20 protein-coding genes and 2 tRNA genes are annotated in these 20,867 nt (G+C 66.9%); 21 read left to right on the top strand and 1 reads right to left on the bottom strand.

The genetic code is table 11. The features are described 5' to 3' along the window. The first annotated feature begins 30 nt into the window (after positions 1 to 30). Positions 31 to 783 (top strand): slipin family protein, encoded by a 753-nt coding sequence (locus OK345_RS00170; protein ID WP_265125116.1) that lies wholly within the window; start codon positions 31 to 33, stop codon positions 781 to 783. A gap of 117 nt (positions 784 to 900) precedes the next feature. On the opposite strand, the gene OK345_RS00165 is transcribed toward OK345_RS00170, so the two are convergent. Next, positions 901 to 1,728, bottom strand: coding sequence for an SDR family NAD(P)-dependent oxidoreductase (locus tag OK345_RS00165; RefSeq protein WP_265125115.1), 828 nt, complete (start codon positions 1,726 to 1,728; stop codon positions 901 to 903). Positions 1,729 to 1,856: 128 nt separating this feature from the next. On the opposite strand from OK345_RS00165, the gene tpiA reads away from it, so the two are divergent. The 20 genes from tpiA (at position 1,857) to nusA (ending at position 20,843) form a co-directional block, all read left to right on the top strand. Next, positions 1,857 to 2,612 (top strand): triose-phosphate isomerase, encoded by a 756-nt coding sequence (gene tpiA, locus OK345_RS00160; RefSeq protein ID WP_265125113.1) that lies wholly within the window; start codon positions 1,857 to 1,859, stop codon positions 2,610 to 2,612. Positions 2,613 to 2,642: 30 nt separating this feature from the next. Further along, positions 2,643 to 3,071 carry a preprotein translocase subunit SecG gene (gene secG / locus OK345_RS00155; RefSeq protein WP_265125111.1) on the top strand — a complete coding sequence of 143 codons (429 nt, stop codon included), beginning with the start codon at positions 2,643 to 2,645 and terminating at the stop codon, positions 3,069 to 3,071. Positions 3,072 to 3,117: 46 nt separating this feature from the next. Then, positions 3,118 to 3,202: transfer RNA gene (locus OK345_RS00150), tRNA-Leu, on the top strand. A 111-nt stretch (positions 3,203 to 3,313) separates the two neighbouring features. Continuing rightward, a complete protein-coding gene (locus OK345_RS00145) occupies positions 3,314 to 3,670 on the top strand; it encodes an NADH-quinone oxidoreductase subunit A (protein ID WP_265125109.1) in 357 nt (118 codons plus the stop codon). Next, positions 3,661 to 4,215: a NuoB/complex I 20 kDa subunit family protein gene (locus tag OK345_RS00140; RefSeq protein ID WP_265125107.1), complete on the top strand. Its 555-nt coding sequence runs from the start codon at positions 3,661 to 3,663 to the stop codon at positions 4,213 to 4,215. The genes OK345_RS00145 and OK345_RS00140 overlap by 10 nt, the downstream gene beginning before the upstream one ends. A gap of 33 nt (positions 4,216 to 4,248) precedes the next feature. Further along, positions 4,249 to 5,001, top strand: coding sequence for an NADH-quinone oxidoreductase subunit C (locus OK345_RS00135; RefSeq protein ID WP_265125105.1), 753 nt, complete (start codon positions 4,249 to 4,251; stop codon positions 4,999 to 5,001). Beyond that, positions 4,998 to 6,305, top strand: coding sequence for an NADH-quinone oxidoreductase subunit D (locus tag OK345_RS00130; RefSeq protein ID WP_265125103.1), 1,308 nt, complete (start codon positions 4,998 to 5,000; stop codon positions 6,303 to 6,305). Before OK345_RS00135 ends, OK345_RS00130 begins: the two co-directional genes overlap by 4 nt. Positions 6,306 to 6,399: 94 nt before the next feature. Further along, positions 6,400 to 6,927, top strand: a complete 528-nt coding sequence (nuoE, locus tag OK345_RS00125) for an NADH-quinone oxidoreductase subunit NuoE (protein ID WP_265125101.1) — start codon at positions 6,400 to 6,402, stop codon at positions 6,925 to 6,927. A 3-nt stretch (positions 6,928 to 6,930) separates the two neighbouring features. Then, positions 6,931 to 8,271, top strand: a complete 1,341-nt coding sequence (gene nuoF / locus OK345_RS00120; RefSeq protein ID WP_265125099.1) for an NADH-quinone oxidoreductase subunit NuoF — start codon at positions 6,931 to 6,933, stop codon at positions 8,269 to 8,271. Beyond that, positions 8,268 to 10,505 carry an NADH-quinone oxidoreductase subunit NuoG gene (gene nuoG / locus OK345_RS00115; protein ID WP_265125097.1) on the top strand — a complete coding sequence of 746 codons (2,238 nt, stop codon included), beginning with the start codon at positions 8,268 to 8,270 and terminating at the stop codon, positions 10,503 to 10,505. The genes nuoF and nuoG overlap by 4 nt, the downstream gene beginning before the upstream one ends. Then, a complete protein-coding gene (gene nuoH, locus OK345_RS00110; RefSeq protein WP_265125095.1) occupies positions 10,502 to 11,593 on the top strand; it encodes an NADH-quinone oxidoreductase subunit NuoH in 1,092 nt (363 codons plus the stop codon). Before nuoG ends, nuoH begins: the two co-directional genes overlap by 4 nt. A 3-nt stretch (positions 11,594 to 11,596) precedes the next feature. Then, positions 11,597 to 12,085, top strand: a complete 489-nt coding sequence (gene nuoI / locus OK345_RS00105) for an NADH-quinone oxidoreductase subunit NuoI (protein ID WP_265125093.1) — start codon at positions 11,597 to 11,599, stop codon at positions 12,083 to 12,085. Between the two features lie 9 nt (positions 12,086 to 12,094). Then, positions 12,095 to 12,760, top strand: a complete 666-nt coding sequence (locus OK345_RS00100; RefSeq protein WP_265125092.1) for an NADH-quinone oxidoreductase subunit J — start codon at positions 12,095 to 12,097, stop codon at positions 12,758 to 12,760. Beyond that, positions 12,757 to 13,062, top strand: a complete 306-nt coding sequence (gene nuoK, locus OK345_RS00095) for an NADH-quinone oxidoreductase subunit NuoK (protein WP_265125090.1) — start codon at positions 12,757 to 12,759, stop codon at positions 13,060 to 13,062. Before OK345_RS00100 ends, nuoK begins: the two co-directional genes overlap by 4 nt. Before the next feature lie 7 nt (positions 13,063 to 13,069). Next, complete coding sequence (gene nuoL, locus OK345_RS00090) at positions 13,070 to 15,205, top strand: NADH-quinone oxidoreductase subunit L (protein WP_265125088.1); 2,136 nt, start codon at positions 13,070 to 13,072, stop codon at positions 15,203 to 15,205. 20 nt (positions 15,206 to 15,225) lie between these two features. Continuing rightward, positions 15,226 to 16,734 carry an NADH-quinone oxidoreductase subunit M gene (locus tag OK345_RS00085; protein ID WP_265125086.1) on the top strand — a complete coding sequence of 503 codons (1,509 nt, stop codon included), beginning with the start codon at positions 15,226 to 15,228 and terminating at the stop codon, positions 16,732 to 16,734. 36 nt (positions 16,735 to 16,770) lie between these two features. Beyond that, a complete protein-coding gene (nuoN, locus tag OK345_RS00080) occupies positions 16,771 to 18,231 on the top strand; it encodes an NADH-quinone oxidoreductase subunit NuoN (RefSeq protein ID WP_265125084.1) in 1,461 nt (486 codons plus the stop codon). Positions 18,232 to 18,451: 220 nt separating this feature from the next. Continuing rightward, a tRNA-Met gene (locus OK345_RS00075) sits at positions 18,452 to 18,528 on the top strand. Positions 18,529 to 18,736: 208 nt separating this feature from the next. Further along, a complete protein-coding gene (rimP, locus tag OK345_RS00070; RefSeq protein ID WP_265125082.1) occupies positions 18,737 to 19,327 on the top strand; it encodes a ribosome maturation factor RimP in 591 nt (196 codons plus the stop codon). A 4-nt stretch (positions 19,328 to 19,331) separates the two neighbouring features. After that, positions 19,332 to 20,843, top strand: coding sequence for a transcription termination factor NusA (gene nusA / locus OK345_RS00065; protein WP_265125080.1), 1,512 nt, complete (start codon positions 19,332 to 19,334; stop codon positions 20,841 to 20,843). The last annotated feature ends 24 nt before the right edge of the window (positions 20,844 to 20,867 follow it).

Genomic DNA, 20,867 nt, shown 5'->3' with positions numbered 1-20,867 from the left:
GGCCCGCGCGAGCGCACGAAGGAGACAGTCATGTTCGGATTCACCGCAACCCTCGTCATCCTGCTGCTGGCCCTGCTGCTGATGACGATCAAGGTGCTGAAGGAATACCAGCGCGGGGTCATCCTCACCCTCGGCCGCTACACCGGCACCAAGGGGCCGGGGCTGATCGTCGTCATTCCCGGGGTGCAGAGCATGATCCGGGTGGACCTGCGCACGGTGGTGATGGACGTGCCGCCGCAGGACGTGATCTCGCGCGACAACGTCTCGGTCAAGGTCAACGCGGTGGTCTACTTCCGCGTGGTCGAGCCGGACAAGGCGGTGCTGCAGGTGGAGCACTACTACGAGGCGATCAGCCAGGTGGCGCAGACCACGCTGCGCTCGGTGCTGGGCCAGCACGAGCTGGACGAGATGCTGACCGAACGCGACAAGCTCAACCACGACATCCAGGCCATCCTCGACGAGCAGACCGACCCGTGGGGAGTGAAGGTCAGCAACGTCGAGATCAAGCACGTGGACCTGGACGAGAGCATGATCCGCGCCATCGCCCAGCAGGCCGAGGCCGAACGCTCGCGGCGGGCCAAGGTGATCCATGCGATGGGCGAGATGCAGGCCGCCGAGAAGCTGGGCGAGGCCGCGGCGATCCTGGCCCGGCAGCCGCAGGCGTTGCAGCTGCGCTACCTGCAGACCCTGATCGAGGTGGCCGGCGAGAACAACTCCACCATCGTGTTCCCGCTGCCGATGGACCTGATCGTGCCGCTGCTGAAGAAGCTGGACACGCCATGACGCCGCTCCCTCTTGCAGGAGCGACGCAGGTCGCGACCAGGCCGGACCGGGAACCCCGGCGCATCCGCACGCACGTCCCGGCGATCGCATGACCCGCATCGCCCGCGACGGGCGCGCTCAACCGGCCCGGCGGATCTTCCGCGAATTGCGCCCCATCAGGGCCAGCAGCAGGCGGCTGGGCAGCAGCCGCGCCGCCACGCACGCCAGCTTGTAGGCCAGTCCCGGCACCGCCAGCACCTGCCCGCGCTCGGCGGCATCGATCCCGGCGCGGGCCACCGCGTCGGCCCGCAGCCACAGCCACCCGGGCAGCTTCGACATCATCTGCCGGGTGCCGGTGACGTCGTGGAACTCGGACCAGGTGAAGCCGGGGCACAGCGCGGTCACGTGGACGCCCTGGCCGGCGTTCTCCAGCGCCAGCGATTCGCTGAACCGGACCATGTAGGCCTTGACCGGCGCGTACAGCGTCTGGCCGTCGGCGCCAGGGACCAGCCCGGCCACCGAGGACACGTTGAGGATGCGGCCGTCGCCGTGCCGGCGGATCGCCGGCAGGAAGCGCCAGGTCAGCTCGCTGACCGCACCGACCATCACCTGCAGGAAATCGGCATGGGTCTGCCAGTCGTTGGCCAGGTAGCGCCCGGGCACGCCGTAGCCGGCGTTGTTGACCAGGATGCGCACCGCCAGCCCGCGCCGCTGCACTTCCTCGTACAGCGCCAGCGGTGCGCCGGGATCGGCCAGGTCGGCCGCGACCACCTCCACCGGGACCAGCGGGCGCAGCTCGGCGGCCAGCTGCTCGAGCCGGTCCTCGCGGCGCGCGGTCAGGATCAGCGGCACGCCGCGGCGGGCGTACTGGCGGGCGATCTCGGCGCCGATGCCGCTGGAGGCGCCGGTGACCAGCGCATATCCCGGTCTCGGGGCGGGGGCAGGGCCGGGAACGGGTGTGGACATGCGCAGGACTCCTGTTCGATGGCGGATGGCGCGCGGGCGGCCATGGCCGCCGATTATGTCCGCCGGGGGAGAAGGGCGCAGGGCGGATCGGCTATCCTTGCGCGCCCGAACGGACAGGAATGGGTTCTATGCGCCGCAAGATCGTGGCCGGTAACTGGAAGCTGCACGGCAGCCGTCAATTCGCCACCGAACTGGTCGGGCAGGTCGCCGCCGGGCTGCCGCTGCCGGGCGTGGAAGTGGTGGTCCTGCCGCCGCTGCCGTACCTGGGCGATCTGGTCGAGGATTTCGAGGGCCAGGCGCTGGCTTTCGGCTCCCAGGACGTCAGCAGCAACGAGAAGGGCGCCTATACCGGCGAGGTCTCGGCGACGATGCTGGTCGACGTGGGCGCCGGCTATGGCCTGGTGGGGCATTCCGAGCGCCGCCAGTACCACCACGAGAGCAGCGAGCTGGTGGCGCGCAAGTTCGCCGCCGCGCTGCACGCCGGGCTGGTGCCGATCCTGTGCGTCGGCGAGACCCTGGAGCAGCGCGAGGCCGGCCAGACCGAGCAGGTGATCGCCGCGCAGCTGGCGCCGGTGCTGGACCTGGCCGGGGCCGAGGGCTTCGCCCGGGCGGTGGTGGCCTACGAGCCGGTCTGGGCGATCGGCACCGGCCGCACCGCCAGCCCGGCCCAGGCGCAGGCCGTGCACGCCTTCATTCGTGGCGAAGTGGCCGCACGCGATGCTAGAATCGCGGATTCGCTGCCGATCCTGTACGGCGGCAGCGTCAAGCCCGACAACGCCGCGGAACTGTTCTCGCAGCCGGATGTCGATGGAGGGCTGGTGGGCGGCGCCTCGCTGGTGGCCGCCGATTTCCTGGCCATCGCGCAGGCGGCGGCCGGTCGCTAACGAGAAGTATTGTCCGGGGACGGATTCGAAATGCTGATGTTGATCCTCAATGTGGTCTATGTGCTGGTGGCGGTCTCGATGATCGCCCTGATCCTGATGCAGCGCGGCGCCGGTGCGGCGGCGGGCTCCGGGTTTGGCGCTGGTGCCTCGGGCACGGTCTTCGGTTCGCGCGGGGCCTCCAACTTCCTGTCCAAGTCCACCAAGTGGCTGGCCGTGGTGTTCTTCGGCATCAGCCTGTTCATGGCCTGGTACGCCAGCCACGGCTCGCGCACGGCCGTCGAGCAGGGGCTGGGGCTGATGTCGCAGCCGGTGGAATCGGCCCCGGCCGTGCCGGCGGGCGAGCTGCAGGTGCCGCAGGCACCGGCCGCCGAGGCCGTGCCGCAGGCCGCTGTGCCGACTCCGGCGGAAACCGCCGCGGAGGGTGAAGAAAAGCCGGCGGAAGGCTCGCAGAAAGACTGAAGACGGTTACAATACGCAGCGCACTGGCACGCCGGTGCGCACGTAGGCCCAGGTGGCGGAATTGGTAGACGCACTACCTTGAGGTGGTAGCGACGAGAGTCGTAGGGGTTCGAGTCCCCTCTTGGGCACCATATGTTTGTTTGCGGGTTTCGTGGGGCGCACCAGCGCCGCGAGGTTGCACCCGTCAATCCCCCATGCCGAAATGCCAGCAGGCACGTAGGCAGAGGCAAGAGAGAATCGCTGTGCTGGCCGAATATTTGCCGTCTCTGCTGTTCCTGATCGTTGCCACCGGTATCGGCGTGGCGCTGATGCTGGTCGGCCGCTTCCTCGGCCCCCGTAGCCCCGATGCGCAGAAGCTCTCTCCGTACGAGTGCGGCTTCGAGGCCTTCGAGGACGCGCGCATGAAGTTCGACGTGCGCTATTACCTCATCGCCATCCAGTTCATCGTCTTCGACCTGGAAATCATCTTCATCGTGCCCTGGACCCAGGTGTTCATGGAAATCGGCGCCCGTTCGCTGGTCACCATGGGCCTGTTCGTGGGCATGCTGTTCCTCGGCTTTATCTACGTGTGGAAGAAGGGAGCGCTGGAATGGGAGTGATTCAGACTCTCGATGGGCTGATGAACAACCCCATCCCGGAAGGGCGGGTCGACGACATCCTGCGCCCGGAAGGCGACAACCCGCTGCTGGAGAAGGGCTACGTCACCACCAGCGTCGACGCGCTGCTGAACTGGGCCCGCACCGGCTCGATGTGGCCGATGACCTTCGGCCTGGCCTGCTGTGCGGTGGAGATGATGCACGCCGGCGCCTCGCGCCTGGACCTGGACCGCTACGGCGTGGTGTTCCGCCCGTCGCCGCGCCAGTCCGACGTGATGATCGTGGCCGGCACCCTGGTCAACAAGATGGCCCCGGCGCTGCGCAAGGTCTACGACCAGATGCCGGACCCGAAGTGGGTCATCTCGATGGGCAGCTGTGCCAATGGCGGCGGCTACTACCACTACTCGTACTCGGTGGTGCGCGGCTGCGACCGCGTGGTGCCGGTGGACGTGTACGTCCCGGGCTGCCCGCCGACCGCCGAGGCGCTGGTCTACGGCATCCTGCAGTTGCAGAAGAAGATCTGGCGCACCCAGACCATCGCGCGCTGATTCCCTTCCTTTCATAGAGCACGCCAAGCCCCCATGGCACAGCAAGCATCCTCCTTCATCGATCGACTCAACGCGCGTTTCGCCGGCGCGCAGGTCTTCGTGGTCGAACCGCGCGGCGAAGTGACGCTGGAAGTGCCTGCTGCCGATTGGCATGCCACCTGCCTGGCGCTGCGCGACGAGCTCGGCTTCGAACAGCTGGTCGACCTGTGCGGCCTGGACTACCTGGGCTACGGCAGCGACGAGTGGGACACCGACGATGCCTCGTCGCAGGGCTTCAGCCGCGGCGTCGAAGGCAAGGCGGTCGGCCGCTTCGCCTGGGGCGAGTTCCCCAGCCGCGAAACCCCCGAGGGAACCCAGCCGCAGCCGGTGCCGCAGCAGCGCTTCGCGGTGGTCGTGCAGCTGCGTTCCTACCAGCACAACCTGACGATGCGCGTGCGTTGCTACGCCCCGAGCGAGGAGCTGCCGGTGGTGGCCTCGCTGACCGACATCTGGCCGGGCGTGAACTGGTTCGAGCGCGAGGCGTTCGACCTGTTCGGCGTGATCTTCGAAGGCCATCCGGACCTGCGCCGGATCCTGACCGACTACGGTTTCGTCGGCCATCCGTTCCGCAAGGACTTCCCGCTGATCGGCAACGTCGAAGTGCGCTACGACGAGGAAAAGAAGCGCGTGATCTACGAGCCGGTGACCTCGGTCGAACCGCGAGTCGGCGTGCCGCGCGTCATCCGCGACGACGCCCGCTTCCAGACCGCGGCCGGCGAAAGCGCGCAGACGGAGGCAGTGAAGTGAGCGAGTTCCAGCCGGCCAGCCAGGCCTTTGCGAGCAATCCCGCCGAGAGCCGGCAGGAGATCCGCAACTACACGATGAACTTCGGCCCGCAGCATCCGGCCGCGCACGGCGTGCTGCGCCTGATCCTGGAAATGGACGGCGAGACCATCGTGCGTGCCGACCCGCACGTGGGCCTGCTGCACCGTGGCACCGAGAAGCTGGCCGAGTCCAAACCGTTCAACCAGTCGATCGGCTACATGGACCGGCTGGACTACGTGTCGATGATGTGCAACGAGCACGCCTACGTGCGCGCGATCGAGACCCTGATGGGGATCGAGGCGCCCGAGCGCGCGCAGTACGTGCGCACCATGTTCGACGAGATCACCCGCATCCTGAATCACCTGATGTGGCTGGGCTCCAATGCGCTCGACCTGGGCGCGATGGCGGTGATGCTGTACGCCTTCCGCGAGCGCGAGGAGCTGATGGACTGCTACGAGGCGGTCAGCGGCGCGCGCATGCATGCGGCCTACTACCGTCCGGGCGGCGTCTACCGCGACCTGCCCGACCACATGCCCAAGTACAAGGAATCGCGCTGGCACAAGGGCAAGGCGCTCAAGCGCCTGAACGCCGCCCGCGAAGGCTCGATGCTGGACTTCCTGGAGAACTTCACCAACGAGTTCCCGACCCGCGTCGACGAATACGAGACCCTGCTCACCGACAACCGCATCTGGAAGCAGCGCACCGTCGGCATCGGCGTGGTGTCGCCCGAGCATGCGCTGGCCTGGGGCATGACCGGCGCCATGCTGCGCGGTTCGGGCATCGAGTGGGACCTGCGCAAGAAGCAGCCGTACGCCAAGTACGACGCGGTCGATTTCGACATCCCGGTCGGCACCAACGGCGACTGCTACGACCGCTACCTGGTCCGCGTGGCCGAGATGCGCGAGTCCAACCGCATCATCAAGCAGTGCGTGCAGTGGCTCAAGGCCAACCCCGGCCCGGTCATGGTCAAGAACTTCAAGGTCGCTCCGCCGCGTCGCGAGGACATGAAGGACGACATGGAAGCGCTGATCCACCACTTCAAGCTGTTCAGCGAAGGCTACTGCGTCCCCGCCGGCGAAACCTACGCCGCGGTCGAGGCGCCGAAGGGCGAGTTCGGTTGCTACCTGATGTCCGACGGCGCCAACAAGCCGTTTCGGGTGCACCTGCGCGCGCCGGGCTTCGCCCATCTGTCTTCGATCGATTCGGTCGTGCGCGGGCACATGCTCGCCGACGTGGTGGCGATGATCGGCACCTACGACCTGGTGTTCGGCGAGGTCGACCGGTGAGCCCGGGCGACGGGAAGGCGCCTGCGACCCGGCACGCGATGCCGGCGGCGCGGGTACTGCTCAATCACGATTTGGTATTTGCTGAGGTCGGCCGATGAAGGCGACAGGTAATTTCGAGGCGGCGCGCGACGTCGACCCGATGGTGGTGCTGAGCGACAAGACCCGCGCGCACATCGATCACTGGCTGGCCAAGTTCCCGCCGGATCGCAAGCGCTCGGCGGTGCTGCAGGGCCTGCACGCCGCACAGGAACAGAACCAGGGCTGGCTGAGCGACGAGTTGATCGCCGCCGTCGCCCGGTACCTGGACCTGCCGCCGGTGTGGGCCTACGAGGTCGCCAGCTTCTACTCGATGTTCGAGACCGAGAAGGTCGGCCGCAACAACGTCGCCTTCTGCACCAACATCAGCTGTTGGCTGAACGGTGCCGAGGATCTGGTCGCGCACGCCGAGAAGAAGCTCGGCTGCAAGCTGGGCCAGTCCACCGCCGACGGCCGCGTCTACCTCAAGCGCGAGGAAGAGTGCCTGGCCGGTTGCGCCGGTGCGCCGATGATGGTCATCAACGGCCATTACCACGAGCGCCTGACCGTCGAGAAGGTCGACGAGCTGCTGGACGGGTTGGAGTAAGCCATGGCACATCATCACGCTCCCGCCGGTCCGGTCGGTCCCGCCCCGCTGCCGCACCAGGTGGTCTACACCACGCTGCACTACGACACCCCGTGGTCGTACGAGAGCTACCTCAAGACCGGTGGCTACGCCGCCCTGCGCAAGATCCTCGAAGAGAAGATCCCGCCGGAGCAGGTCATCGAGATGGTCAAGCAGTCGAACCTGCGCGGCCGTGGCGGCGCGGGCTTCCCGACCGGCCTGAAGTGGTCCTTCATGCCCAAGGGCGACATGCAGAAGTACATCCTGTGCAACTCGGACGAGTCCGAGCCGGGCACCTGCAAGGACCGCGACATCCTGCGCTACAACCCGCACTCGGTGGTGGAGGGCATGGCCATCGCCTGCTACGCCACCGGCTCGACCGTGGGCTACAACTACCTGCGCGGCGAGTTCCACCACGAGCCGTTCGAGCACTTCGAGCAGGCCCTGGCCGATGCCTACAAGCACGGCTGGCTGGGCAAGAACGTGCTGGGCAGCGGCGTGGACATCGACATCTACGGCGCGCTGGGCGCCGGCGCCTACATCTGCGGCGAAGAAACCGCGCTGATGGAATCGCTGGAAGGCAAGAAGGGCCAGCCGCGCTACAAGCCGCCGTTCCCGGCCAATTTCGGCCTGTACGGCAAGCCGAGCACGATCAACAACACCGAGACCTACGCCTCGGTGCCGGCGATCATCCGCAACGGCCCGGAATGGTTCCTGGGCCTGAGCCGGACCAAGAACGGCGGCCCGAAGATCTTCTCGGTCTCCGGCTGCGTGCAGAAGGGCGGCAACTTCGAGGTGCCGCTGGGCACCACCTTCGACGAGCTGCTGGAGATGGCCGGCGGCCTGCGTCCGGGCCGCACCCTCAAGGGCGCGATCCCGGGCGGCGTATCGATGCCGGTGCTGAAGGCCGAGGAACTCAAGGGCCTGCAGATGGACTACGACACCCTGCGCGCACTGGGCACCGGCCTGGGTTCGGGCGCGATCGTGGTGCTGGACGACAGCGTCTGCTGCGTCAAGTTCGCCTGCCGCATCTCGCAGTTCTTCCACAAGGAATCCTGCGGCCAGTGCACCCCGTGCCGCGAGGGCACCGGCTGGATGCACCGCGTGCTGGAACGCATCGTCGCCGGCAAGGCCACGATGGAAGACCTGCACCAGCTGCGCACCGTGGCCGGCCAGATCGAGGGCCACACCATCTGCGCCTTCGGCGAGGCGGCGGCATGGCCCATCCAGGGCTTCCTGCGCCAGTTCTGGGACGAGTTCGAGTACTACATCGTCAACGGTCATTCGATGGTTGACGGCAAGAAGGTGGAGGCTGCTGCCGCATGAGCGCGCAACCGGTAAATCCCAACGTGCCACCGGACCACGTGACCGTCGAGATCGACGGCCAGTCGCTGGTGGTGCCCAAGGGGTCGATGATCATCCAGGCCGCCGACAAGGCCGGCATCCCGATCCCGCGCTTCTGCTACCACGAGAAGCTGCCGATCGCGGCCAACTGCCGCATGTGCCTGGTCGACGTCGAGAAGTCGCCCAAGCCGGCGCCGGCCTGCGCCACTCCGGTGATGGACGGCATGAAGGTCGCCACCCGCAGCGAGAAGGCGCTGAAGTACCAGCGTTCGGTGATGGAGTTCCTGCTGATCAACCACCCGCTGGACTGCCCGATCTGCGACCAGGGCGGCGAGTGCGAGCTGCAGGACGTGTCGCTGGGCTACGGCCGCTCGGTCAGCCGCTTCAACGAGCGCAAGCGCGTGGTGCCGGACGAGGACATCGGTCCGCTGGTCGCCACCGAGATGACCCGCTGCATCCAGTGCACCCGCTGCGTCCGCTTCACCGCGGAAGTGGCCGGTACCTACGAGCTGGGCGGCATGTACCGCGGCGAGAACCTGCAGATCGGCACCTACGACGGCAAGCCGCTGACCACCGAGCTGTCCGGCAACGTCATCGACGTGTGCCCGGTCGGCGCGCTGACCAACAAGGTGTTCCAGTTCCGCGCCCGCCCGTGGGAACTGACCGCGCGCGAGTCGCTGGGCTACCACGATGCGATGGGTTCCAACCTGTTCGTGCACGTGCGCCGCGGCGAAGTGCTGCGCGCGGTGCCGCGCGACAACGAGGCGGTGAACGAATGCTGGCTGTCCGATCGCGACCGCTATTCGCACCAGGGCCTGTACAGCGAAGACCGTGCGGTCAAGCCGTTGAAGAAGGTCGACGGTGAATGGAAGGAAGTGAGCTGGGCCGAAGGCCTGGCCGTTGCCCGCGAGGTACTTGCCGGCAATCGCGGCGACGACCTCGGCGTGCTGGTGCATCCGGCCACCTCGAACGAGGAGGGCGCATTGCTGGCACGTCTGGCCGCCGGCCTGGGTTCGAGCAACATCGACCACCGCATCGACAACCGCGACTTCTCCGACGCCGCCGTGGCCGAGCCGTTCGCGATGCCGCTGGCGGAGATCGAGCGCGCCGACGCGATCGTCGTGCTCGGCAGCAACATCCGTCATGAGCTGCCGCTGCTGCACGCCCGCCTGCGCAAGGCGCAGACCAAGCACGGCGCCAAGATCCATGCGATCAACCCGGTCGATTTCGACTTCGCGTTCGCGCTGGCCGGCAAGCAGATCGTGGCGCCGTCGAAGTTCGTCGAGGCGCTGGGCAATGCCGAGCTGCGCGATGCGGTCAAGGCCGCGGGCGGCAATGCCGTGCTGCTGGTCGGCGCGGTCGCCGAGAACCATCCGCAGGCTGCCGCGATCCGCGCCGCCGCGCGCGAGTTCGCCACGGCCACCGGCGCCCGCCTGTGCCGCATCCCGCAGGGCGCCAATGCCGTGGGCCTGGCCCGTGCCGGCGTACTGCCGGCCGGCAAGGACGTCGCCGCGATGCTGGCCCAGCCGCGCAAGGCCTATGTCCTGTACGGCATCGAGCCGGGCCTGGATTTCGCCGACACCGCTGCCGCCCGCAAGGCGCTGGCCGGTGCCCAGGTGGTGGCGTTCAGCCAGTACGCCTGCGCTTCGACCCGCGACGTCGCCGACGTGATCCTGCCGATCGGCGCGCTGCCGGAAGTCGACGCCACCCTGACCAACCTCGACGGTCGCGAACAGCAGGCCCGCGCCGGCGGCAAGCTGCCGGGCGAGGCACGCGAAGGCTGGCGTGCGCTGCGTGCGCTCGGCGGCGAACTGCAGCTGTCTGGTTTCGAGTTCACCGACCTGGCCGGCCTGCGCGCCAGCCTGGCCCCGGTCAGCGTCGAGGTCGCCACCTCGGCGGCCACGCCGGTGGCGGGCGAGGGCCTGGAAGTGGCGGCCACGCCGGCGATCTACCGCACCGATGCAGTGGTCCGCCGCGCCGCCGCGCTGCAGGCGCACCCGCTCAACAACGCGCCGCGCATCGTGCTCAACAGCGATGACGCCGCCCGCCTGCAGCTGAGCGAAGGCCAGATGGCCAAGGTCGGCACCGAGGCCGGCAAGGCGACGCTGCCGGTGGTGGTGGACGCACGGGTCGCGGCAGGTTCGGTCTGGATCGAAACGGGCCACGGTGCGACCGCACCGCTGGGCGCCGGTCGGGTAACGGTGGTGGCTGCATGAACGAGATGCTGTTGAACGCGATCGACCCGCTGCACCAGTGGCTGCTGGGGCTGGGCGACATCGGCGCGGTACTGTGGATCGTGCTGAAGATCCTGACGATCGCCATGCCGGTGATCATCGCCGTGGCCTTCTACGTGGTCTGGGAGCGCAAGCTGATCGGCTGGATGCACGTGCGCCACGGGCCGATGTACGTCGGCATGGGCATCTTCCAGGCCTTCGCCGACGTCTTCAAGCTGCTGTTCAAGGAGATCATCCGTCCCAGCAGCGCGCACAAGTCGATGTACGTGCTGGCGCCGCTGATCGTGCTGGCGCCGGCGTTCGCCGCCTGGGCGGTGGTGCCGTTCGATGCCAAGTTGGTGCTGTCCAACGCCAACGCCGGCCTGCTGTACCTGCTGGCGATGACCTCGCTGGGCGTGTACGGCGTGATCCTGGCCGGCTGGGCCTCGAACTCGAAGTACGCCTTCCTCGGCGCGATGCGTTCGGCCGCGCAGGTGGTCAGCTACGAGATCGCGATGGGCTTCGCCCTGGTCGGCGTGATGATCGCCGCCGGCAGCCTCAACCTGAGCGAGATCGTGGCCGCGCAGGCCGGCAACTCCGGCTTCTTCGACTGGTTCCTGATCCCGCTGCTGCCGTTGTTCGTCGTGTACTGGGTGTCCGGCGTGGCCGAGACCAACCGCGCGCCGTTCGACGTGGTGGAGGGCGAGTCGGAAATCGTCGCCGGCCACATGGTCGAATACTCCGGCGGTGCGTTCGCGCTGTTCTTCCTGGCCGAATACGCCAACATGATCCTGATCAGCTTCCTGATCTCGATCTTCTTCCTCGGCGGCTGGCTGAGCCCGATCCAGGGCTGGGTCACGGCGGACATCTCGCCGTGGATCGACTGGATCTGGAACGGCGGCTGGCCGTGGCTGCTGCTGAAGGTGGTGTTCTTCGCCAGCGCGTACATCTGGTTCCGTGCCAGCTTCCCGCGCTTCCGTTACGACCAGATCATGCGCCTGGGCTGGAAGGTGTTCATCCCGCTCACCATCGTGTGGATCGCGGTAACGGCGTTGATGGTGTTTTTCGGTGTGATCCAAAAGGGCGTCTGAGTGATGAACAGGGTTATCCATTACTTCAAGAGCCTGCTGCTGCTCGAACTGCTCGGCGGCCTGTGGCTGACGCTGAAGTACGCCTTCAAGCCGAAGTACACCGTGCTGTACCCGATGGAGAAGTTCCCGCAGTCGCCGCGCTTCCGCGGCCTGCATGCGCTGCGCCGGTATCCCAACGGCGAGGAGCGCTGCATCGCCTGCAAGCTGTGCGAGGCGGTGTGCCCGGCGCTGGCGATCACCATCGACTCGACCAGGCGCGAGGACGGCACCCGCCGCACCACCCGTTACGACATCGACCTGTTCAAGTGCATCTACTGCGGCTTCTGCGAGGAAAGCTGCCCGGTGGACTCGATCGTCGAGACCCACATTCTCGAGTACCACTTCGAGAATCGTGGCGAGAACATCGTCACCAAGCCGCAGCTGCTGGCGATCGGAGACCGGCTGGAAGCCGAGATCGCCGAACGCCGCGCCGCCGACGCCGCTTTCCGCTGAGGTCGCGAGATGGATTGGGTAAATATCGCTTTCTGGTTCTTCTCGATCGTGGCCGGCGTTTCCGCCGCTGCGGTGATCAGCGTGCGCAACCCGGTGTACGCCGTGCTGTGCCTGATCCTGACCTTCTTCTCCGTGGCCTGCGTGTGGCTGCTGGTCGGCGCCGAGTTCCTGGCCGTGGCGCTGGTGCTGGTGTACGTCGGCGCGGTGATGGTGCTGTTCCTGTTCGTGGTGATGATGCTGGACATCGACCCGACCAACCTGCGCGAGGGCTGGGTGCGCTACCTGCCGATCGGGCTGGTGGTGGCGGTGGCCATGCTGGTGCAGATGCTGATCCTGATCGGGGTGAAGGGCAGGGCGGTCAACCCGTTCCCGGCCGACAACGCCGCCGCGCTGGCGGCCGACACCTCCAACACCACCTGGCTGGCGCGCAGCCTGTTCACCGAGTACCTGCTGCCGTTCGAGTTCGCCGCGGTGATCCTGACCGTGGCGGTGATCGCCGCGGTGATGCTGACCCTGCGCCGCCGTACCGGCCTGAAGACGCAGAACCCGTCCGAGCAGACCCGGGTCAAGGCGGGCAGCCGCCTGCGCATGGTCAAGATGGCGGCGGAAACGCCGGTGGTGCACAGCGCCTCGAAACCCACGCAATCGCAAGACGCGGAGGAGACCAAGCCATGATCACTCTGGGCCACATGCTGGCGCTGGGCGCGGTGCTGTTCTGCATCAGCGTCGCCGGCATCTTCCTCAACCGCAAGAACATCATCGTGCTGTTGATGTCGATCGAGCTGATGCTGCTGTCGGTGAACATCAACTTCATCGGCTTCTCGCGCGAGCTGGGCGACCCCGCCGGGCAGCTGTTCGTGTTCTTCATCATGACCGTGGCCGCGGCCGAGGCCGCGATCGGCCTGGCGATCCTGGTGACCCTGTTCCGTACCCGCCGCACCATCAATGTCGGCGAAGTCGATTCGCTGAAGGGCTGATCCGCAGATGGAAATCACTCTCTCCAAGAGTCTGTTGATCGCAGTGGTGCTGGCACCGCTGTTCGGCAGCATCATCGCCGGCCTGTTCGGTCGCCAGGTGGGGCGCAAGGGCGCCCAGGCCGTCACCATCCTGGGCGTGGCCATCAGCTGTGCGCTGTCGTGCTACGTGCTGTACCAGCTGGTCGGGCAGGGCGCCAGCCCGTTCAACCAGAACGTCTACACCTTCTTCGAGGTCGGCCAGTACTCGGCCCACGTCGGCTTCATGGTCGACAACCTGACCGCGATGATGATGGTGGTGGTGACCTTCGTGTCGCTGCTGGTGCACGTCTACACCATCGGCTACATGGCCGACGATCCGGGCTACCAGCGCTTCTTCAGCTACATCTCGCTGTTCACCTTCTCGATGCTCACCCTGGTGATGAGCAACAACTTCCTGCAGCTGTTCTTCGGCTGGGAAGCGGTGGGCCTGGTGTCGTACCTGCTGATCGGCTTCTGGTTCAAGCGCCCGACCGCGATCTTCGCCAACATGAAGGCGTTCCTGGTCAACCGCGTCGGCGACTTCGGCTTCCTGCTGGGCATCGCCGGCGTGCTGTGGGCGTTCGGCACCCTGGACTACGCCACGGTGTTCGCCAACGCCACCGCGATGCTGGGCAGCGACATCACCGGCCACGCCGTCGTGCAGCTGTTCGCCGGCCAGGAATGGAACGTGGCCACGCTGATCTGCATCTGCCTGTTCATCGGCGCGATGGGCAAGTCGGCGCAGGTGCCGCTGCACGTGTGGCTGCCGGACTCGATGGAAGGCCCGACCCCGATCTCGGCGCTGATCCACGCCGCGACCATGGTGACCGCCGGCATCTTCATGGTGGCGCGCATGTCGCCGCTGTTCGAGCTGTCGCAGACCGCGCTGGATTTCGTGCTGTTCATCGGCGCCACCACCGCGTTCTTCACCGGCCTGATCGGCATCGTGCAGAACGACATCAAGCGCGTGGTCGCCTATTCGACGCTGTCGCAGCTGGGCTACATGACCGTGGCGCTGGGCGTGTCGGCCTACTCGGCCGCGGTGTTCCACCTGATGACCCATGCCTTCTTCAAGGCGCTGCTGTTCCTGGGCGCCGGCTCGGTGATCATCGCCATGCACCACGAGCAGGACATGCGCAAGATGGGCGGCCTGCGCAAGTACATGCCGATCACCTTCGTCACCATGTGGATCGGTACGCTGGCGCTGGTCGGCACCCCGTTCTTCTCCGGCTTCTATTCCAAGGACACGATCATCGAGGCGGCCGCGCACCACGCGCACGAGTCGTCGAGCTGGATCGCGACCTACGGCTACTGGGCGGTGCTGGGCGGCGTGATCGTCACCAGCTTCTACAGCTTCCGCCTGCTGTTCATGACCTTCCACGGCAAGGAACGCTTCCGCGACGCGCACGACGACCATGGCCACGGCCATGACGGCCACCACGCCGCCGACGCGCACCACGACGACCACGGCCATGGCCATCACGGCGCCCACGAGCCGCACGAGACCCCGTGGGTGGTGACGCTGCCGCTGATCCTGCTGGCGATCCCGTCGATCGCGATCGGCTTCTTCACCATCGGTCCGATGCTGTTCGGCACCGGCTGGTCCGGCGCGCATGCCGCGGCCGCGATCCCGGGGCAGGCGAGCTCGTTCTTCACCGGCATCGTCGACTTCTACGACCCGGCGCGCGATACCGTGGCCGCGGTCGGCCAGGAGTTCTGGCATGGCCCGGTCAAGTACGCGCTGCACGGCATGATGATGCCGGCGTTCTGGCTGACCGTGGCCGGCCTGCTGCTGGCGCTGCTGTGCTACATCTGGAAGCCGGAGCTGGCCGGGCGTGCGCGCAAGGCACTGGCGCCGCTGGTGTCGGTGCTGGAGAACAAGTACGGCTTCGACAAGCTGTGGATCAACGGCTTCGCCGGCGGTTCGTTGCAGCTGGGCAAGGTGTCGCGCGCCATCGATACGCATGTGGTTGACGGCCTGGTGGTCAACGGTTCGGCCCGCGTGGTCGATCTGGCGGCCAGCCTGCTGCGCCGTACCCAATCCGGTTTCCTCTATCACTACGCCTTCGTGATGATCATCGGCCTGATCGCCCTGCTGGGCGTGCTGATGCATTTCTGGCGCTGACCTGTACGGAATAAGAAGACGTGTCGAACTGGCCCCTACTCAGTGTCCTCATCTGGCTGCCGATCATCGGCGGTGCCCTGATCCTTGCCGTGCGCGACGCACGGATCGCCCGCTGGGCGTCGCTGGGCGTGGCATTGCTGACGTTCCTGTTCAGCCTGTCGCTGCTCAGCGGCTACGACCCCGGCAACGACGCGCTGCAGTTCGTCGAGCAGCGGCCGTGGATCCCGGCGTTCGACATCGGCTACAACCTGGGCGTGGACGGCATCGCCATCGCGCTGGTGCTGCTGACCACGCTGGTCGGGGTGTTGGCGCTGATCGGCGCCTGGGGCGTGATCGACAAGCGCGTGAACCAGTACGTGGCCTCGTTCCTGATCCTGGAAGGCGTCACCGTCGGCATCTTCGCCGCCACCGACGCGATGCTGTTCTACGTGTTCTTCGAGGCCATGCTGATCCCGATGTTCCTGATCATCGGCGTCTGGGGCGGCCCGCGCCGCATCTACGCGGCCCTGAAGTTCTTCCTGTACACCTTCCTCGGCTCGGTGCTGATGCTGGTGGCGCTGATCTACCTGTACCTGAAGGGCGGCAGCTTCCAGCTGGCCGACCTGTACGCGCTGCAGCTCAGCGCCAAGGAACAGACCTGGATCTTCTTCGCCTTCCTGATCGCGTTCGCGGTCAAGGTGCCGATGTTCCCGGTCCACACCTGGCTGCCGGACGCGCACGTCGAGGCGCCGACCGCCGGTTCGGTGATCCTGGCGGCGATCGCGCTGAAGATCGGCGGCTATGGTTTCCTGCGCTTCAACCTGCCGATCGTCCCCGACGCCAGCCAGGAATGGGCGTGGCTGGTGATCGCGCTGTCGCTGGTGGCGGTGATCTACGTCGGCCTGGTGGCGCTGGTGCAGGACGACATGAAGAAGCTGATCGCCTATTCGTCGATCGCGCACATGGGCTTCGTCACCCTGGGCACCTTCATCGCGCTGTGGCTGGTGCGCGAGGCCGGCAATCCGGACGCCGCGCGCCTGGGCCTGCAGGGCGCCATGGTGCAGATGATCTCGCACGGCTTCGTCTCCGGCGCGATGTTCTCCTGCGTCGGCGTGCTGTACGACCGCGTGCACAGCCGGCGGATCTCCGACTACGGCGGCGTGGTCAACACGATGCCGTGGTTCGCCACCTTCGCCATGCTGTTCTTCATGGCCAACGCGGGCCTGCCGGGCACCAGCGGTTTCGTCGGCGAGTTCATGGTGGTGCTGGCCAGCTTCCAGTGGCACCCGCTGGTGGCCTTCGGCGCCGCGACCACGCTGATCATCGGCGCCGGCTATACGCTGTGGCTGTACAAGCGCGTGTTCTTCGGCGAGGTGGCCAATGCCCATGTCGCCGGGCTGAAGGACATCAACGGCCGCGAGTGGCTGGTGCTTGGCGTGTTCGCCGTGGGTGTATTGGCCGTGGGTCTGTACCCGAAGCCGTTGACCGACCTGATGGAGCCGTCGATCGCGAAGCTGGCGATGCAGATCGCATCCAGCAAGCTGCTGTAATCGGGCCGTCGAGAGTATTGATTCCAGGATTTGATGATGACCACGCCGACGCTTGTGCCGTTGACCGCCGCCGACCTCCCGCCGCTGCTGCCAGAACTGGTGCTGATCGGGAGCACCTTCGCGCTGCTGATCCTCGATCTGTTCATCAGCCAGCGCCACAAGGTCTGGACCCACATCCTGTCGGTCGCGATCCTGGCGGTCGTGTTCGCCATGCTGGTCGCCGGCGTCGGCGGGCAGGGCGAGGTGTTCCACGGCATGTTCGTGCGCGACAACGCCGCCGACGTGATGAAGACCGTGGTGGTGCTGGTCAGTGGCCTGACCCTGATCTACGGTTGGAACTACCTGCGCGAGCGCGACCTGTACCAGGGCGAGATCGCGGTGCTGCTGCTGTTCGCCACCGCCGGCATGATGATCCTGGTCTCGGCCGGCAGCCTGCTGATGGTCTACCTGGGCCTGGAACTGCTGGCGCTGTGCTCCTACGCGCTGGTGGCCAGCAACCGCGAGAACGGCCTGGCGACCGAAGCCGGCATGAAGTACATCGTGCTCGGTTCGCTGGCATCGGGCCTGCTGCTGTACGGCATGTCGCTGATCTACGGCGCCACCGGCACGCTCAGCCTGCCGGCGATCCACGAAGCGATCACCCATTCCGACGAGACCCTGCTGCTGTTGACCGGCGTGGTGTTCATGATCGCCGGCGTGGCCTTCAAGCTCGGTGCGGCGCCGTTCCACATGTGGCTGCCTGACGTGTACCAGGGCGCCCCGGCCCCGATCGCGCTGTTCATCAGCTCGGCGCCCAAGCTGGCCGCCTTCGGCATGGCCTACCGGCTGCTGGAAGTGGGCGTGGGCCCGCTGTCGGAGCAGTGGCAGGGCGTGATCGGCGGGCTGGCGGCGCTGTCGCTGGTGATCGGCAACCTGATGGCGATCGCGCAGAGCAACCTCAAGCGCATGCTGGCCTATTCGACGGTCTCGCACATCGGCTTCCTGCTGCTGGGCATCGCCGGTGGCGGCGAGCGCGGCTACACCGCGGCGCTGTTCTACGCGGTGTCGTACGCGATCATGTCCACCGCCGCGTTCGGCGCGATCATCGCGCTGTCGCGCCGCGGCTTCGAGGCCGAGAACATCGACGACTTCAAGGGCCTGAACGCGCGCAATCCGTGGATGGCCGGGCTGGTCCTGTGCATCATGGCGTCGCTGGCCGGCATCCCGCCGTTCCTCGGCTTCTGGACCAAGTTGATGGTGCTGGGCGCGGCGGTCGACGGCGGCCTGCTGTGGCTGGCGATCCTCGGCGTGATCTGCGCGGTGATCGGCTGCTTCTACTACCTGCGCGTGATCAAGGTGATGTACTTCGACGAGCCGGTGGGCGAGCCGATGCCGGTCGGCCGCGACCGCGTGCTGGGCATCGTGCTGGGCGTCAACGCGCTGGCATTGCTGGTGCTGCCGCTGGGCATGAACCCGATCCTGCAGTGGTGCAAGGACGCGTTCACGCATTTGTCCTGATTTTCGACACAAACCCGCGCGCATCGTGTAACATGCGCGCCCTGCATTACTGAATGCGGCGGTTTCCGAAAGGCGGCGCCGCATCGAACCCGGTCCCCAGGGCCGGTTCGGCAGGGAGGCGGCAACATCGCCTTCCTTTGTTTCCCGCCCCGGCGGGTCGCAAAAAAGAAGTTTCGAAGCTTGCAATATCCGCATCGAACCTTCATAATTCCGCTTCTGCTGCGGGGTGGAGCAGTCTGGCAGCTCGTCGGGCTCATAACCCGAAGGTCGCAGGTTCAAATCCTGCCCCCGCTACCAGCTTCGAGTCGCGCAGGACTTCCCCGGAAGTCCTGCGGAGATTCGGAAAGCTGGGCTCGCAAGAACGACATGTTCCCGTTCTTGCAACCGGAATCCAGTCACCGGATTCATACCGGACAAAGGGCCCAGCTGGGCCCTTTGCTGTTTCCGGAAGACGGAAAACCCGGCTGGGTAGTGCCAGTCCCCATTCATAGAACCAAGGCAGGCTGTGAGCGACAAGGCAACCGAAATCGCGAATCTGCTGGGCCCCACCGTGCAGGCGCTGGGGCTCGATCTGCTGGGTGCGGAGTACCTGCCGGCACCCGGTGGCGCGACCCTGCGCCTGTATATCGACGTGCCGCTGGCCGAGCAGCCCGAGCGCATCGTCAACATCGACGATTGCGAGCGCGTGAGCCGCGAGGTCTCCGCGCAGCTGGACGTCGAGGACCCGATCAGCGGCAATTACACCCTGGAGGTGTCCTCGCCCGGCGTCGATCGTCCGTTGTTCACGCTGGAGCAGTTCCAGCGCCATCTCGGCGAGTCGGCCAAGGTCGGCCTGAAGCTGCCGCAGGACGGCCGTCGCCGCCTGCAGGGCGAGATCGTCGCCGTCGACGAACAGCAGGGCACGGTGACGTTCGCCGTCGATGGCCGCCCGCTGGTCGCCGCGTTCGACAACATCGACAAGGCGCGCATCATTCCGGACTGGGCCGCCCTCGGCCTGGCGCCGACCAAACCCACTGGCCCGGCCCCCAAGCAGGGTGGCAAGGCGAAAAAGAAACCATCCAACGAGCCGGCGGCCGACAAGCCGCGCGCGGAGTGAGCCAATGAGCAAGGAACTTTTGCTGGTAGTGGATGCGGTCGCCAACGAAAAAGGCGTACCGCGGGAAGTGATCTTCGAGGCGATCGAGGCCGCGCTGGCCTCGGCGGCGAAGAAGCGCTATCCCGACCAGGACGTGCTGGCGCGCGTCGCCATCGACCACAAGGACGGCAGCTACGAAACCTTCCGTCGCTGGGAAGTCGTGGCCGACGACGTGGTGATGGAGTCGCCCGACCGCCAGATCCGCCTGATGGACGCCATCGACGAAGCCGACGGCGTGGAAGTGGGCGATTACATCGAAGAGCCGATCGAGAACCCGGACTTCGGCCGCATCGCCGCGCAGGCCGCCAAGCAGGTGATCGTGCAGCGCGTGCGCGAGGCCGAGCGCCAGCAGGTGGTCGATGCGTGGAAGGATCGCGTCGGCGAGCTGGTCACCGGCGTGGTCAAGCGCGCCGAGCGCGGCAACATCTACGTCGACCTGGGCGGCAACGCCGAAGCCTTCATCCCCAAGGACAAGGGCATTCCGCGCGACGTGCTGCGCACCGGCGACCGCGTGCGCGGCTACCTGGCCGAAGTGCGCTCGGAGCCGCGCGGCCCGCAGCTGTTCATCAGCCGCGCCGCACCGGAATTCATGATCGAGCTGTTCAAGCTGGAAGTGCCGGAAGTCGGCCAGGGCCTGGTCGAGATCAAGGCCTGCGCCCGCGACCCGGGCGACCGCGCCAAGATCGCGGTGCTGGCGCACGACGCCCGTACCGATCCCATCGGCGCCTGCATCGGCATGCGCGGTTCGCGCGTGCAGGCCGTGTCCAACGAGCTCAACGGCGAGCGCGTGGACATCGTGCTGTGGAACGAGAACCCGGCCAACTTCGTCATCAATGCGATGGCGCCGGCCGAAGTGCAGTCGATCATCGTCGACGAAGAGAAGCACTCGATGGACCTGGCCGTGGCCGAGGACCGCCTGGCCCAGGCGATCGGCAAGGGCGGCCAGAACGTGCGCCTGGCCAGCCGCCTGACCGGCTGGCAGCTCAACGTGATGACCCAGGACCAGGTCACCGCGAAGTCGGAGGCCGAGCAGGCCGTCGCCCGCCAGCTGTTCATGGACAAGCTGGAAGTGGACGAGGAAATCGCCGGCATCCTGGTGTCCGAGGGCTTCAACACCGTCGAGGAAGTGGCCTACGTGCCGGTCGGCGAACTGCTGGCGGTGGAGGGCTTCGACGAGGACATCGTCGAGGAACTGCGCGCCCGAGCCCGCGACGCGCTGCTCAACGAGGCGCTGGCGGAGGAGGAGGGCCTGGAGGAAGGCCAGCCGGCCGAGGACCTGCTTTCGCTGGAAGGCATGGACGACGCCACTGCTTACGCGCTGGCCGGCCATGGCGTGCGCACGAGCGAGGATCTTTCGGAGCTGGCGGCTGACGAGATCCTGGAATTCGGCATCGAGGACATGGACCTGGAACGCGCCGCGGCGCTGGTCCTGGCAGCCCGCGCCGAGGAGATCGCCCGCCTGGAGCGCGGCGAATGAGCCAGCGATGAACAGTGCCCTGAC

It is taken from the genome of Xanthomonas chitinilytica (assembly GCF_026107455.2).
GTDB lineage: Bacteria > Pseudomonadota > Gammaproteobacteria > Xanthomonadales > Xanthomonadaceae > Stenotrophomonas > Stenotrophomonas chitinilytica.
The sequence above is the reverse complement of the archived record's forward strand: the minus strand, read 5'-3'. Positions and strand labels throughout refer to the sequence as shown.

Bases quoted from the DNA above. Each gene is read 5' to 3' on its own strand.
- OK345_RS00170 (WP_265125116.1), top strand. From the start codon at position 31: ATGTTCGGATTCACCGCAACCCTCGTCATCCTGCTGCTGGCCCTGCTG.
- OK345_RS00165 (WP_265125115.1), bottom strand. From the start codon at position 1,728: ATGTCCACACCCGTTCCCGGCCCTGCCCCCGCCCCGAGACCGGGATAT.
- tpiA (WP_265125113.1), top strand. From the start codon at position 1,857: ATGCGCCGCAAGATCGTGGCCGGTAACTGGAAGCTGCACGGCAGCCGT.
- secG (WP_265125111.1), top strand. From the start codon at position 2,643: ATGCTGATGTTGATCCTCAATGTGGTCTATGTGCTGGTGGCGGTCTCG.
- OK345_RS00140 (WP_265125107.1), top strand. From the start codon at position 3,661: ATGGGAGTGATTCAGACTCTCGATGGGCTGATGAACAACCCCATCCCG.
- OK345_RS00135 (WP_265125105.1), top strand. From the start codon at position 4,249: ATGGCACAGCAAGCATCCTCCTTCATCGATCGACTCAACGCGCGTTTC.
- nuoE (WP_265125101.1), top strand. From the start codon at position 6,400: ATGAAGGCGACAGGTAATTTCGAGGCGGCGCGCGACGTCGACCCGATG.
- nuoF (WP_265125099.1), top strand. From the start codon at position 6,931: ATGGCACATCATCACGCTCCCGCCGGTCCGGTCGGTCCCGCCCCGCTG.
- nuoG (WP_265125097.1), top strand. From the start codon at position 8,268: ATGAGCGCGCAACCGGTAAATCCCAACGTGCCACCGGACCACGTGACC.
- nuoH (WP_265125095.1), top strand. From the start codon at position 10,502: ATGAACGAGATGCTGTTGAACGCGATCGACCCGCTGCACCAGTGGCTG.
- nuoI (WP_265125093.1), top strand. From the start codon at position 11,597: ATGAACAGGGTTATCCATTACTTCAAGAGCCTGCTGCTGCTCGAACTG.
- OK345_RS00100 (WP_265125092.1), top strand. From the start codon at position 12,095: ATGGATTGGGTAAATATCGCTTTCTGGTTCTTCTCGATCGTGGCCGGC.
- nuoK (WP_265125090.1), top strand. From the start codon at position 12,757: ATGATCACTCTGGGCCACATGCTGGCGCTGGGCGCGGTGCTGTTCTGC.
- nuoL (WP_265125088.1), top strand. From the start codon at position 13,070: ATGGAAATCACTCTCTCCAAGAGTCTGTTGATCGCAGTGGTGCTGGCA.
- nuoN (WP_265125084.1), top strand. From the start codon at position 16,771: ATGACCACGCCGACGCTTGTGCCGTTGACCGCCGCCGACCTCCCGCCG.
- nusA (WP_265125080.1), top strand. From the start codon at position 19,332: ATGAGCAAGGAACTTTTGCTGGTAGTGGATGCGGTCGCCAACGAAAAA.